At 70.0% G+C, this 13625-nt stretch carries 11 protein-coding genes; 8 read left to right on the top strand and 3 right to left on the bottom strand.

Features of this window, described 5'->3' with window-relative positions:
* Positions 1-156 precede the first annotated feature (156 nt).
* Positions 157-1176, top strand: a complete 1020-nt coding sequence (locus tag OP79_RS24100; RefSeq protein ID WP_211270853.1) for a phosphotransferase family protein — start codon at positions 157-159, stop codon at positions 1174-1176.
* Positions 1177-1434: 258 nt separating this feature from the next.
* A complete protein-coding gene (locus tag OP79_RS24105; RefSeq protein WP_033322770.1) occupies positions 1435-2043 on the top strand; it encodes a hypothetical protein in 609 nt (202 codons plus the stop codon).
* A 39-nt stretch (positions 2044-2082) separates the two neighbouring features.
* Here OP79_RS24105 and OP79_RS24110 read toward each other — a convergent pair whose 3' ends face one another.
* The gene (locus OP79_RS24110; RefSeq protein WP_033322772.1) at positions 2083-2931 is read right to left on the bottom strand and encodes a serine hydrolase; all 849 of its coding nucleotides are present in this window, start codon (positions 2929-2931) and stop codon (positions 2083-2085) included.
* A gap of 425 nt (positions 2932-3356) precedes the next feature.
* Between OP79_RS24110 and OP79_RS24115 the strand changes: the two genes are divergently transcribed.
* Both OP79_RS24115 and OP79_RS24120 read left to right on the top strand, forming a co-directional pair.
* Entirely contained in the window at positions 3357-4172 is an 816-nt protein-coding gene (locus OP79_RS24115) for an endonuclease I family protein (protein ID WP_033322774.1), read from the top strand.
* 191 nt (positions 4173-4363) lie between these two features.
* Positions 4364-5875, top strand: a complete 1512-nt coding sequence (locus tag OP79_RS24120) for an FG-GAP-like repeat-containing protein (protein ID WP_033322776.1) — start codon at positions 4364-4366, stop codon at positions 5873-5875.
* A 64-nt stretch (positions 5876-5939) separates the two neighbouring features.
* Here the strand turns inward: OP79_RS24120 and OP79_RS24125 are convergent, their stop codons facing one another.
* A complete protein-coding gene (locus tag OP79_RS24125) occupies positions 5940-7439 on the bottom strand; it encodes a PucR family transcriptional regulator (RefSeq protein WP_211270854.1) in 1500 nt (499 codons plus the stop codon).
* A 122-nt stretch (positions 7440-7561) separates the two neighbouring features.
* Between OP79_RS24125 and OP79_RS24130 the strand changes: the two genes are divergently transcribed.
* The 4 genes from OP79_RS24130 (at position 7562) to OP79_RS24145 (ending at position 12688) form a co-directional block, all read left to right on the top strand.
* Positions 7562-9022 carry a sodium:solute symporter family protein gene (locus tag OP79_RS24130; protein WP_033322779.1) on the top strand — a complete coding sequence of 487 codons (1461 nt, stop codon included), beginning with the start codon at positions 7562-7564 and terminating at the stop codon, positions 9020-9022.
* 54 nt (positions 9023-9076) lie between these two features.
* Complete coding sequence (gene speB / locus OP79_RS24135; protein ID WP_033322781.1) at positions 9077-10057, top strand: agmatinase; 981 nt, start codon at positions 9077-9079, stop codon at positions 10055-10057.
* Positions 10054-11763 carry a thiamine pyrophosphate-binding protein gene (locus OP79_RS24140; protein WP_033322783.1) on the top strand — a complete coding sequence of 570 codons (1710 nt, stop codon included), beginning with the start codon at positions 10054-10056 and terminating at the stop codon, positions 11761-11763. Before speB ends, OP79_RS24140 begins: the two co-directional genes overlap by 4 nt.
* 127 nt (positions 11764-11890) lie before the next feature.
* A complete protein-coding gene (locus tag OP79_RS24145; protein WP_033322785.1) occupies positions 11891-12688 on the top strand; it encodes a phosphatase in 798 nt (265 codons plus the stop codon).
* Positions 12689-12714: 26 nt separating this feature from the next.
* On the opposite strand, the gene OP79_RS24150 is transcribed toward OP79_RS24145, so the two are convergent.
* Positions 12715-13596: an acyl-CoA thioesterase gene (locus tag OP79_RS24150; RefSeq protein ID WP_033322841.1), complete on the bottom strand. Its 882-nt coding sequence runs from the start codon at positions 13594-13596 to the stop codon at positions 12715-12717.
* Positions 13597-13625: the final 29 nt, after the last annotated feature.

The raw sequence follows: 13625 nt of genomic DNA on the forward strand, positions 1-13625 counted from the left end.
GACGCCGCTCGTTTGAGCGACCAAAGGGCATTGCGTCCATCCGTGTTCACGCTTTTTGCACCCTTGTCGCCCACACTCGGGCCCACACGGAAACTCCCGTATGCCGCAACTCCCGTAAGGTGCGCGGGCTATGGCGACGGAGAGGCGGTCCGGAATATGGCACCAGGGACAGTGGCACGGGATCAGTTGGCAGGCGCGGCGCGGGCGGCGCTGGGAGCTGGGCGGCGGTTGGAGGGAGCCGAACGGGTCGCGGGCGGCAGCAAGAAGGGTGTGTACCGCCTGACGATGGACGACGCGACAACGGCGATCGCCTACGTGTGGGACGACACCGAGAACTACTGGCCGTCGGCCGAGGGCGACGACGACCTCACCGATCCGTTCTCGCCCGGCCTCGGCCTCGACCTGTTCGAGGCCGCCCACACACGGCTGGACGGGCTCGGCGTCCGCGTACCGGCGATACGCCTCCTCGACCGCGACGGCACGCACCACCCGGCCGACCTGGCGATCGTCGAGGACGTCCCCGGAGAGAACCTGGAGAAACTCCTCGCACGCGACCCGCGCACGGCCGCCCCGGTCATGGCCCGCCTCGCAGAGGCGCTGGAGGCGATGCGGCACCACCGGGCACCGACGTACGGCAAGGTGGCCGTGGTCGACGCCGGCGGAACCTCGCGCGGAACGTCATGCGAGGAAGTCGTCCTCGAGCGCGCGCTACGGGACCTCACCGAAGCAGCCTCCCGCGACCCGAGGATCGCGACGGCCCGCGACCGGCTGGAGGAGCGGCTGCACGTGCTGGCCGAGCAGGTGCAGCCGCGCACGCAGTACTCGGTCGTGCACGGCGAACTGGGCCCGGACCACGTACAGGTGGACGCGGACGGTAATCCCGTACTGATCGACATCGAGGGCTTGATGTACTTCGACGTCGAGTGGGAGCACGTCTTCCTGCGCATCCGCCTGAACGACGAGTACGGCCCCCTGGCGGTGTCCGGCCTGGACGAGAACCGACTCGCCCTCTACACACTCGCGCAACGCCTCTCCCTCACGGCGGGCCCGCTACGCCTCCTCGACGGCGACTTCCCCGACCGCGCCTTCATGAAGAGCATCTCCGAACACAACCTGAAGGAGGCGCTGGCATTGGTCTCGGTGCAGTACAGGGCTCCGTACTCAGTGGGACGCTGAGCAAGGGCGACGGCACCCGACATCGGCGGGGCCTCGGGCGCCGCGGCTCTCTGCCATGCGGTGGACTCGGCGGGCGATTGGTCGGCGTTCGTCACGGCCGTCAAGGGCGGCAAGTTCCCAGCCTGAGGGGGCCCAGCGGACCAGTACCCCCTAACAAAAGCGTGAGCACTTCTCCCCGCCGCGTTCAAACACCGCTCGTTTGAGTGCACAAAGGGCATCACGCCCCCGTGTGTTCACGCTTTTCGCACCATAGGGGCCATGAGCCCGCAATCCAGATTCGAGCGCAACCCGTACAGCACGGGACACGTGATCACCACCGTACGCACGCTGATGCGTACCGACGGCCTGGACGTGCCCCTGACCGCCATCGCCCGCAGCTGTGGCACGTCGCGCAACTTCCTCTACGCCAACTGGAAGTCCGCCTCCAAACTGCACCAGCTCGCGCTCAAAGCCGAACTCGCGCACGCTTTTGACGAGGCACAACGCACCAGCCCCAGCGACGGCACCACTCAGGGGATCATCGACCACCTGACCCACGTGGCGCGTGTCGTCCGCCGCCATCCGACCACGGCCGCGATCGCCCGCTCCTCCCCCATGGCGCTCGCAGCGGCGCACACGGCGATCGAGGGCCCGCTGGTAGAGGTCGCGACGGAACGGATCGGCGATCTGCTCTACCCGCTCGTCCCGCGCGGCGGGGTCTGGGGCGACCTCGCGTTGAAGTCCAGGACGTGGAAGATCCTCTGGATCGCCCGCCCCGCTGCTCTCTGCCCCGAAGCAGTCGGCGACCAGCGCTGGGAGAACACTCTGGACGGCGCCTTCACCGAGCTGCTGCGTGATCTGCTCTCCCCCTGGCCTCTCGTCCAGTAACAGCGCTACGCGTCAACCGGTCGTAGGCGTCAACCGGTCCTAGGGACGTAGGTCCTTGTGGATCGCCCGTGCCACACCCTGAATCGTGGTGATGCCGTAGTTCATCGTGCTGTTGCCGTGGGTGAGGACGGAGATCATGTAGTCGCGGCCGCCGCCCTTGAACGTACCGACGCTGTGGACGCGCCAGCCGTGCGTGGACCGCGACAGCCAGCCGTTCTTGACGTGCACGGACACGGAGGAGGGCGCCCCCGCCGGCGTACCCCACCTCTGCGAGGAGATGACCCTCCCCATCAACTTCGATATGTACGCACGGGAGTTGTCGCTCAGGACGGAGTTCCTCGCGGTGACGAGGGCGAGCAGCTTCTGCTCGTCTCGGACGGTGATCTGGGTGAGTCCCCAGTAGCCGTTCGCGCCGGGCTTGGTCTGGGTCATCCCGGCGGCGGCGAGGAAGCCCTTCACCTTGGTCACGCCCAGCTGTCTCCAGAGCGTGCTGGTCGCGGAGTTGTCCGACTTGGTGATCATGGCGGTGGCGAGTTCGGTCTCGCGCTGCGTGAGATACCGGCCATGCTTCCTCGCGTCCCACAGCAGCGTGGCGAGCACGGTCACCTTCACGACGCTGGCCGAGTCGTACGCCGAACTCGCCCGCAGCGTGCAGGTCGTCCGGGTCGTACGGTCGTAGAGACCGACGGCGATCGTGCCGTTGCGGTTCGCGAGGGCAGTGGTGATGTCCCTCTGCAACTTGGCGGCCAGGCCCGCCGTGCCGGACGTACAACTGACCTGCGGCGTCGCCGCAACGGCGGGCCCCGCCCCCGCCACGAACGGCATGAGCACCCCCGCGCCGAGCCCTGCGCACAGCACACGGGCACGCCTGGATATCCGGTGAGTCATGGAGTGCTTCCCATCCCCTTGAAGCAGAACGAGCGCGCTTCAGCACGCTCGCCTTCTCTGACTCATTGAAGTGGCCGAAAGTTGTACACACGTTTCCCGCACGGAAGTTCTGAGCGGTGAGGGGCCCATACGCCCGCCGAGACTGGAGGTCAGTTGCTGGACCATCGGCGGCCCACGCGGTACCGCCGGACGTGTCCGACGTCAACTAGGGCAAGCCCTCCATGACTTGGGGAAAACCCTCGCGCAACGCCAGTAGCTGCTTTCGATTTCAGAACGTCACACAAACGCCTCGTCCCGGTTACGCCGCGAGCCCCTCCCCCGTGCCACTCTCCCGATTGACCAAGTGGTCAACACGCGTAGAACTCAGGCCCTTTGAGTCGGACACCGCGTTCCACGCGTGCCGTCCCCGGGAAAGGACACCCCCCATGTCCGTTGCGCAGACAGGCAGACGAATACGCGGCTGGAAGCCGCTCGCACTGACCGCCGCCGCCGTACTCGTCGGGATCACCTTGCCGGCCGCGGTCGCGAGCCCCGCCGTGGCCACCACCACCGCGTACGACGACACGTACTACGAGGACGCGATCGGCAAGACGGGCCCGGCCCTGAAGGACTCGCTGCACACGATCATCAGCGACCAGACCAGGATCTCGTACTCCGCGGTCTGGAACGCCCTCAAGGCCACGGACCAGGACCCGAACAACAGCAACAACGTGATCCTGCTCTACACCGGCACCTCCCGCAGCAAGTCCCTCAACGGCGGCAGCACCGGCAACTGGAACCGCGAGCACGTCTGGGCCCAGTCCCACGGCGACTTCGGCACCTCGGCGGGCCCCGGCACCGACCTGCACCACCTGCGCCCCGAGGACGTGCAGATCAACAGCATCCGCGGCAACAAGGACTTCGACAACGGCGGCAGCGCGGTCAGCGGCGCAGCCGGCAACTACACCGACTCGAACTCCTTCGAGCCGCGCGACGCCGTCAAGGGCGACGTGGCCCGCATGATCCTCTACATGGCCGTCCGCTACGAGGGCGACGACAGCTGGGCCGACCTGGAGCCCAACGACTCGGTCTCCAACGGCAGTTCCCCGTACCACGGCCGCCTCTCGGTCCTGAAGCAGTGGAACGACGAGGACCCGCCGAGCGCCTTCGAGGAGCGCCGCAACGAGATCATTTACGACACCTATCAGGGCAACCGCAACCCGTTCATCGACCACCCGGAGTGGGTCGAGGCGATCTGGTAACACATCCGGCCTGGCAGCACACCGCGCAGAGGCTCGAACTCCCCGGGTTACCGGGGAGTTCGGTTCAAGCCAAGCTTACAAATGAACAATGAATGTCTTCAGATCGAACAACCGGTGACCTACCGTCCGAGTCTCATCCCGTGAAAGCGCGTCCCCGACGCGCCGAAAGGACCGACTCGAAAGGCACATGCATGTCCCGAGTACGACGCAGGACCCCCACCGCCCGGCTGACCGCCCCCGTGGCCGCCGCGGCGCTGCTCGCCGGAGGGATCAGCACCCTGGCCCTCACCGGGGCCTCCGCCCATGCCGCCCAGGCCGCCCCCACGGCCGAATCGGCGGACGTTGACGTACAGGACGACTTAAACGGGGACGGCTACGCCGACCTGGTCGTCGGCGCGCCGGGCGCCACGATCTCCGGCGCGGCCAAGGCCGGCTACGTGGCCGTCACGTACGGCTCGCCCAGCGGCCTCTCCGCCACCGACAAAAAACTCATCAGCCGCTCCACCAGCGGTGTTCCCGGCTCGGCCACAGCCAACCAGCGCTTCGGGGCGACCTTCACCAAGGGCGACCTGGACAGCGACGGCTACGGCGACCTCGTGATCGCCGGCGGCACCGCAGGCTCCGTCATCCTCTGGGGCTCCCCCTCGGGTCTCACCGGCGGCACGAACATCGCCGGGTACGGGGCCGCTCCGCAGGCAGGCGACTTCGACGGGGACGGCACGACGGACCTGGCCCTGTTCTCCAAGCAGGACGTCGGCGGCGACGACCCCGAGGGCGCCCCGGCCACCCTCTGGAAGGGCCCGGTCACCCGCGCCGGAACGCCCGCCGCCACCCTGAACATCCTCGACAGGTCCGAATGGTGGGGCTACGAGGCGGACGACGCCTCATGCGTCACCAACGGCGGCTGCGAGGACGGCCCCGACTCGATCACCGGACCTGTCGTCTCCGGCCAGGTCGGCGACGTCAACGGTGACGGCAAGGACGACATCGTCCAGTGGGCCTACACCGGCGACGGTACCTGGGGCAACCGGGTGCTGTACGGCGGCAGTTCGGGATTCACCACCGTGCGGGCACCCGGAGACACCGCGGGCGGTCCCCAGCCGGGCACCGGCGTGGGTGACGTGAACGGCGACGGCATCGACGACGTGGTGGTCGGTGCCGACGACGCGAGCGAGAAGGTGCGCATAGCGTTCGGCTCGGCCCAGGGCCTGAACGACGCCGGTGATCAGGCCTTCGACCAGAGCCTGCCCGGCTTCCACGGCGCCCAGGAGCCCGGTGACAACGTTGGCTCCGCGGTCTCGGTCGCCGACGTCACGGGCGACGGCTACGCGGACATCGCGCTCGGCATCTCCGGCGAGGACTTCAGCGGCCTCACCGACGCCGGTTCGTTCGCCCTGGTCCCCGGCAGCGCCTCCGGCGTCACGGGCACCGGCACCCAGGTCTTCCACCAGAACACCGAGGGTGTGCCCGGAGTCGCCGAGACGAACGACGAGTTCGGCGCGGCTGCCGCGCTCCTGGACGTCGACGGCAACGGCCACCGTGACCTCGCCGTCTCCTCGACGGCTGAGAACGCCGACGCCGGAGCGGTCTGGCTCCTGCGCGGCAAGACGAGTGGCCTCACCACCACGTCGGCCTTCGCCTTCGGCCCCGGGACGCTGTCGGCGCCGTCCGCGGACGCACTGTTCGGCTCGGACCTGCGCTGAGCAGCTGAGAATGAGCAGCTGACAAAGCGAGTGACCCAGGACAGGCGTCCGCGCCGCTCCTGGGTCACTCGTGTCCGAGCTGCCTGAGCGCGAACCACAGCTCCATCCGTACGTCCGGATCGTCGAGGTCCACGTCCAGCAGGGCCGCACACCGCGCGACCCGCTGCCGCACCGTGTTCCGGTGCACGGACAGGGCGACCGCCGTGCGGTCCCAACTGCCGTGCAGGGAAAGCCAGGTGCGGAGGGTCTCGGGGAGGGCCGGGTTCGTGGCGATCGGGGCGAGGAGCGTACGGGTGTGAGCCTCGGCCTCGGCCGGCGGAATCAGGCCGGCCAGGCCGAGGCGTTCGCTGTGGCGGACCAGGGGCGTACGGGTGGCCCGCGCGCGAGCCAGCGCGCGGGCGGCCTGCATGTCGGCGGCAGCCCACTCCTGCGGACCGACGGCCGAGCTGACCCCGCACGTCCAGCCGGACTGCGGGGCCGGCTCACGCTCGGCGGGCACGAGGACGCGTACGACCTCCCCGTCCACGTCCAGGTCGACAAGCGCCGAGCCGAGTGCCGCCCCCAGCGCGGACGCGGCGACGGCGTCCGGAGCAGCGGGGCCGTCCGGACACGCGTGCACCACGACCCACCGCTTTCCGCCCAGAAGAGGCGCCACGTCCTCGGGCGCGGCGCCCAGCAGCAGTCGTACGAGAGCCGAGGAGCGGGCCGCGCCGGTACCGCTCTGGTGCTCGCCGGTGAGGAGGGACAGGAGTACGGCGGCGACGGAGGCGATGGTGTGGTCGCCGGGTTCGCGCCGAGGCGCCGCCACTCCGAGCACGAATCTCTGCTCCGTACCGAGGGCGTACGCGGCGAGGTGGGTGCCGTCCACGGTGTCGGTGGCGGAGGAAGGGGCGGGCGTGGGCGTGGCACCGGGACCCTCGACCGGCCGCACGATCGCCGCCAGCTCGGCCAGCGCGCCACTCGCTCCCGGCCTCAACTCCCGCCCCGCAACCGCGACTTCCACCCCGTCGGTCCCGTACAGCACCGCCCGGCCGCCCACCCGCTGAGCCAGTTGCCGCAGGACCGACGGCACCGGGTCCTGCCGGGAGGCCGCCGCGGCCAGGCTCTGCTGGGCCTCGGTCACGCGGCGCAGCTCCGCGTGCCGGGCCTGGGCCATGAGCTGCCAGACCGCCCGGGCCACGCCCGAGAAGGTGGTCTGCGGCGGGACCTCGACCAGCGGCAGCTCGTACGCCTCGCAGGCCGCGACCAGCGCCCGCGGCACCATGTCGTGCACCGGCGCCACCCCGAAACCGAGGGCTGCGCCGCCCGCCGCGACGATCCGGGACACGTAGTCCTCGAAGTAGGTCCCCGAGCCCGCCGCCTCCGGGATGTGCACTCCGGCCGTCAGCAGCAGCTCGCCGCCCAGCAGGTACGGGTACGGGTCCGCCATCTCCGAGGTGTGCGCCCAGTGGACGACGAGGTCCGGATCGGTCGGCCCGGCGATCTGGCGGAGGGCGAGGTCCTCGCGGGCCAGGAGCGCCGCCAGTGGGACCGGTGGGGTGGGAGGGACGGCGGGGTCCTGCATGGTGGACGTTCCCTCCACTCGAGGCGGCTCGAATGGATGAAACGTACACTTCGCAGTCGCTTTCCGGCCACCTAGTGTCGTTGCTCGTCACCCGCAGGCGACACCGAGTGAAGGAGGGCCCTGTGGCCGTCGACTACGCAGTGATCGTCGTCTATCTGGCAGGCATGCTGGCCATGGGCTGGTGGGGCATGCGCCGCGCCAAGTCGAAGAGCGAGTTCCTGGTGGCGGGCCGCCGCCTCGGTCCCACCATGTACTCCGGCACCATGGCCGCGATCGTCCTCGGCGGCGCGTCCACCATCGGCGGCGTCGGCCTCGGGTACCAGTACGGGCTCTCCGGCGCCTGGATGGTCTTCACCATCGGCCTCGGGCTCCTCGCCCTGTCGGTCTTCTTCTCCGCCCGCATCGCCCGGCTGAAGGTCTACACCGTCTCCGAGATGCTCGACCTGCGCTACGGCGGACGGGCCGGCGTCATCTCCGGCGTCGTCATGTGGGCGTACACGCTGATGCTCGCCGTCACGTCCACCATCGCGTACGCCACGATCTTCGACGTCCTCTTCGACATGAACCGCACGGTCGCGATCGTCCTCGGCGGCTCGATCGTCGTCGCGTACTCGACGCTCGGCGGCATGTGGTCGATCACCCTCACCGACATGGTGCAGTTCGTGGTCAAGACGATCGGCGTACTGCTCCTGCTGCTCCCCATCGCGGTCGTCAAGGCGGGCGGCTTCGGCGCGATGAGGGACGAGCTGCCGACGTCGTACTTCGACCCGCTGGGCATCGGCGGCGAGACGATCTTCACGTACGTCCTGATCTACACCTTCGGCATGCTGATCGGGCAGGACATCTGGCAGCGCGTGTTCACCGCGCGCAGCGACCGGACCGCCAAATGGGGCGGCACGGTCGCGGGCACCTACTGCCTGGCGTACGCGCTCGCCGGCGCCGTCATCGGTACGGCGGCCAAGGTCCTCTACCCGAAGCTCGGCAGCGCGGACGACGCCTTCGCGACCATCGTGAAGGACGAACTCCCCATGGGGGTACGGGGGTTGGTGCTCGCCGCGGCGCTGGCCGCCGTGATGTCGACGTCCTCGGGCGCTCTCATCGCCTGCGCGACCGTCGCGAACAACGACATCTGGTCGCGGTTGCGAGGGGCCGTCCGACCGTCCGAGGAGCAGCACGACGAGGTCAGGGGTAACAGGGCCTTCATCCTCATCATGGGCGTCGCGGTGATCTGTACCGCCATCGCGCTCAACAACGTCGTCGAGGCCCTGACCGTCGCCTACAACCTCCTCGTCGGCGGCCTCCTCGTGCCCATCCTCGGCGGCCTGCTGTGGAAGCGCGGCACCGCCCAGGGCGCGCTGGCCTCCGTCGCGGTCGGCGGCCTCGCGGTCATCGCGCTGATGGCGGCGTACGGAATCCTCGCCAACGAGCCCATCTATTACGGGCTGCTGTCCTCGCTGGCCACGTACGTGATCGTCTCGCTGGCCACACCCGCGACTGACGCCGCCGTGCTCGCCGCCTGGCGCGAGCGACTGGCGGGCCGGGCTCCCGAACCCGTGTCCGAACCCGTTCCGGCTCCCCACTAGAGTCGGCCGTGCAGTACATACGCGACGAAGCGTAGGAAAGAAGGCAGAACAACCATGAGCAGCAACGAGACGCCCCGCGGCCCCGTCGACTCGTCCCGCGTTCCGCGGTACGCGGGTCCCGCGACCTTCGCCCGGCTGCCCCGCCTCGACGAGGTCGGCCGCGCCGACGTCGCGGTCGTGGGTGTGCCGTTCGACGCGGGCGTCTCGTACCGGCCGGGTGCCCGTTTCGGCGGGAACGCGATCCGGGAGGCCAGCCGTCTCCTGCGCCCGTACAACCCCGCGCAGGACGCGTCCCCCTTCGCCCTCGCGCAGGTCGCGGACGCCGGGGACATCGCCGCGAACCCGTTCGACATCGACGAGGCCGTGGAGACCATCGAAGGGGCCGCGGACGAACTCCTCGGCACCGGCGCCCGGTTGATGACCCTCGGCGGCGACCACACCATCGCGCTCCCCCTCCTGCGGTCGGTCGCGAAGAAGCACGGCCCGGTCGCGCTGCTCCACTTCGACGCGCATCTCGACACCTGGGACACGTACTTCGGCGCGGAGTACACGCACGGCACGCCGTTCCGGCGGGCGGTCGAGGAGGGCATCCTCGACACCTCGGCGCTCTCGCACGTGGGCACGCGCGGCCCGCTGTACGGCAGGCAGGACCTGGACGACGACGAGAAGATGGGCTTCGGCATCGTGACATCGGCGGACGTGATGCGGCGCGGTGTGGACGAGGTGGCGGACCAGCTGCGGCAGCGCATCGGCGACCGTCCGCTCTACGTCTCCATCGACATCGACGTCCTGGACCCGGCGCACGCGCCCGGCACGGGTACACCGGAGGCGGGCGGCCTCACCTCCCGCGAACTCCTGGAGATCCTCCGGGGGTTGGCGTCCTGCCACCTCGTCTCGGCGGACGTCGTCGAGGTCGCGCCCGCGTACGATCACGCCGAGATCACGTCGGTCGCCGCGTCCCACACGGCGTACGAACTGACGACGATCATGTCCCGCCAGATCGCGCAGGCAAAGCAGGAGAAGGCAGCGAAGTGACCCACGACCACGACTTGGTCCTCCGCCCGACGGAGGCGCAGACCTCGGCCGCCCTGAATCCTCCCCCCGGCCGCAACGGCGGAGACCTGGTCGTGGAAACCCTGTCCGGCCTCGGCGCGACAACGGTCTTCGGTCTCCCCGGCCAGCACGCCCTGGGCATGTTCGACGCGCTCCGCCGCTCCTCGCTCCGCTACGTCGGCCTGCGCGTCGAGAACAACGCGGGCTTCGCGGCCGACGCGTACGGCCGTATCACCGGCGAGGCGGCCCCGCTGCTGCTCTCGACGGGCCCGGGCGCGCTGACGTCCCTGGCCGCACTCCAGGAGGCGGCGGCGGCGAGCGCGCCGGTGCTGGCGATCAGCAGCCAGATCCCGACGGCGGGCCTGGGCGGCGGCCGCCACGGCTACCTGCACGAACTCCCGGACCAGCAGGCGTCCTTCAGGGGCGTGGTGAAGTCGGTCCATACGGTCCGTACGCAGTCACAGATCCCGTCGGCGATCGCGGCGGCGTGGCAGTCGGCGCTGACGGCTCCGCACGGGCCGGTGTGGGTGGAGATCCCGCAGGACGTACTGCTGGCCGAGACGCCGCTGCCGCAGGTGACGGCGGCCGACGCGACACCCGAGGAACTGGTCCCACGCCCCGAACTCACGGCGGTGGCGGCCCACTTGCTGTCCGGGGCGGCCCGCCCGGCGATCATCGCGGGAGGCGGGGTGATACGGGCGGACGCGTCGGGAAAGCTGCGGGCGCTGGCGGAGCGGATCCAGGCCCCCGTGGTCACCACCTTCGGCGGGAAGGGAGCGTTCCCCTGGAACCACCCCCTCTCCCTCCAGTCCTGGCTGGAGGACCGCCACACGACGGACTTCCTGGAGGACGCGGACGTACTCCTCGTCGTCGGCTCGGGCCTCGGCGAACTGTCGTCGAACTACCGAACGTTCAAGCCGCGCGGCAGGCTGATCCAGATCGAGGCGGACCTGGGCAAGCTGGAGTCCAACTACCCGGCGCTCGGCATCCACGCGGATGCGAGACTCGCGCTCTCCGCCCTGCTGGAGACGGTGGACGAGCGTCCGGACGAGGCGGCTCCCGAGCGGGTGCGTACGCTCCTGGAACGGGTCCATTCACGTATCGCCTCCCAGCAACTCGCCCTGGAACAGGACGCGTTGGCGTCGATACGCCGAGCCCTTCCCCCGCGCTCCCCCTCCTTCTGGGACATGACGATCCTGGCGTACTGGGCCTGGTCGGCCTTCGACCCCCGCCACCCGAACACCATGCACTCGGCCCAGGGCGCGGGCGGCCTCGGCTACGCCTTCCCGGCCGCCCTGGGCGCCGCGGCGGCGGACCCCACCCACCCGGTCCTCGCGGTCTCCGGCGACGGCGGCGCCCTGTACTCCATCGCCGAACTCGCCACCGCGAAGCAACACGGCTTCGACGTCACCTGGCTGATCATCGACGACGGCGGCTACGGCATCCTCCGCGAATACATGACGGACACCTTCGGCGAGACGACGGCGACGGCCACAGCCACGGAGACGGCCACGGAACTGACCCGCCCGGACTATGTGGCTCTGGCGGAGTCGTTCGGGGTACCGGGTGTCCGTACGGCTCCTGAGACCCTCGAAGGCGACTTGGCGAAGGCCCTGTCAACGCCCGGCCCGTCGGTGATCGTCCTCCCGGCAGTGCTACGGATGTTCGCGCCTACGCACCTGGGCTGACGGAAACGCCGCTTCGGCCCCGCCTGTGATCGTTTCGCTGCCCGGGGTGACGAACACCACGTGACCCCCCGTCCCAGGCTACGGAACACCAGTTCGCCACACGGGGCGCACCGGCAGAATAGGGACCATGCCGATACCCGGGACTCCCAGCCGCGCCGAACTCGTCGACCACCTCGTACGGACGCGTATCGCGGGCGATGTCGCCACCCCCCGCGAGAACAACCTCTCCCACTACCGCAAACTGGCGAACGGCGACCGCCACTTCTGGCTCGGCCTCGAGCTCGGTGACCGCTGGACCGACGAGCAGGACGTACTCGCGGTGATGGCGGAGCGTTGCGGGGTGAATGACGACCCGGAGTATCGCCACGGGCAGGACACCATCGATCCGGAGCTGACGATCGACGCCCTGGACCGGATGGCGTCACGGCTGCGGAAGGCGGCGGCCGGGAAGCAGCGGGTGCTGTTCGCGACGGGGCATCCGGGCGGGTTGCTGGATGTGCACCGGGCGACGGCCGCCGGGTTGCGGGCCGCCGGATGCGAGATCGTGGTGATTCCGGACGGGCTGCAGACGGACGAGGGGTATGTCTTCCAGTTCGCGGACGTGGCAGTCCTGGAGCAGGGTGCCACGCTCTGGCACACCCACTCCGGGGAGCCGATGCGCGCCATCCTGACGGGGCTCGAGCGCGAGGGCCGGCCGCTGCCCGATCTGGTCGTCGCCGACCACGGCTGGGCGGGTTTCGCCGGCCAGCAGGGCATCGACTCCATGGGGTACGCGGACTCCAACGACCCCGCCCTCTTCCTCGCCGAGTCCGAGGGCACGCTCCAGGTGACGATTCCCCTGGACGACCACGTCACGAGTCCGCGGCACTATGACCCGATGACGGCGTATCTCCTGGACGCGGCGGGCCTCACGGCGACGGCCTGAGCCCCGGCCCACCCCCGGTGGAACCATCACCGGGGGATCCGTACCACACCTTCCTGGATCACCGTGATCGCCAACTGCCCCTCCCGCGTATAGATCCGGGCCTGCCCAAGCCCCCGCCCACCTGACGCCGACGGCGACTCCTGGTCGTACAGCAGCCACTCGTCGGCACGGAACGGCCGGTGGAACCACATCGCGTGGTCCAGCGAGGCCCCGACCACGTCCCCCACGGCCCAGCCACCCCGCCCGTGGGCGAGGAGCACGGAGTCGAGGAGCGTCATGTCGGAGACGTAGGTGGCGAGGCAGACGTGGAGCAGGGGATCGTCCACCAGCTTGCCGTTGGTGCGGAACCACACCTGGGAGCGCGGCTCGCGCTCCTCCCCGACGCTCGCGAACGGCGGCGCGTCCACGTACCGGAGGTCGACCGCGGCGCGGGCCTCCAGCAGGCGCTCCAGTACGCCCGGTTCCCAGAAGGCGTCCGCGTACGTCGGCAGGATCTCCGCCGCGGTCGGCAGGGTCTCGGGGTCGGGCGAGGCCGGCATGGGGGCCTGGTGCTCCAGGCCCTCCTCGTACGTCTGGAAGGACGCGGAGAGGTGGAAGATCGGCTGCCCGTGCTGGACCGCGACGACCCTCCGGGTCGTGAAGGAACGGCCGTCGCGGATCCGGTCCACGGTGTAGACGATGGGCGCGCCGGGGTCTCCGGGGCGCAGGAAGTACGCGTGCAGGGAGTGGGCGAGCCGGTCCTCGGGAACCGTACGTCCGGCGGCGACCAGGGCCTGCGCCGCGACCTGCCCGCCGAAGACGCGCGGGACGACGGAGGACTGGGACCGGCCGCGGAAGATGTCCTGCTCGATCCGCTCCAGGTCGAGCAGATCGAGCAGGGAGTCGAGTGCCTCGCGTGCCTGGCTCATGTTGTCGGTTGTACCGCGCACTGATTGCG

Origin of the sequence: Streptomyces yerevanensis, from assembly GCF_000716805.1 — a bacterium.
Lineage (GTDB): Bacteria > Actinomycetota > Actinomycetes > Streptomycetales > Streptomycetaceae > Streptomyces > Streptomyces flaveus.

Excerpts from the sequence above, each read along its gene's own strand:
- OP79_RS24100 (WP_211270853.1), top strand. The coding sequence starts at position 157 with ATGGCACCAGGGACAGTGGCACGGGATCAGTTGGCAGGCGCGGCGCGG.
- OP79_RS24105 (WP_033322770.1), top strand. The coding sequence starts at position 1,435 with ATGAGCCCGCAATCCAGATTCGAGCGCAACCCGTACAGCACGGGACAC.
- OP79_RS24110 (WP_033322772.1), bottom strand. The coding sequence starts at position 2,931 with ATGACTCACCGGATATCCAGGCGTGCCCGTGTGCTGTGCGCAGGGCTC.
- OP79_RS24115 (WP_033322774.1), top strand. The coding sequence starts at position 3,357 with ATGTCCGTTGCGCAGACAGGCAGACGAATACGCGGCTGGAAGCCGCTC.
- OP79_RS24120 (WP_033322776.1), top strand. The coding sequence starts at position 4,364 with ATGTCCCGAGTACGACGCAGGACCCCCACCGCCCGGCTGACCGCCCCC.
- OP79_RS24125 (WP_211270854.1), bottom strand. The coding sequence starts at position 7,439 with ATGCAGGACCCCGCCGTCCCTCCCACCCCACCGGTCCCACTGGCGGCG.
- speB (WP_033322781.1), top strand. The coding sequence starts at position 9,077 with ATGAGCAGCAACGAGACGCCCCGCGGCCCCGTCGACTCGTCCCGCGTT.
- OP79_RS24145 (WP_033322785.1), top strand. The coding sequence starts at position 11,891 with ATGCCGATACCCGGGACTCCCAGCCGCGCCGAACTCGTCGACCACCTC.
- OP79_RS24150 (WP_033322841.1), bottom strand. The coding sequence starts at position 13,596 with ATGAGCCAGGCACGCGAGGCACTCGACTCCCTGCTCGATCTGCTCGAC.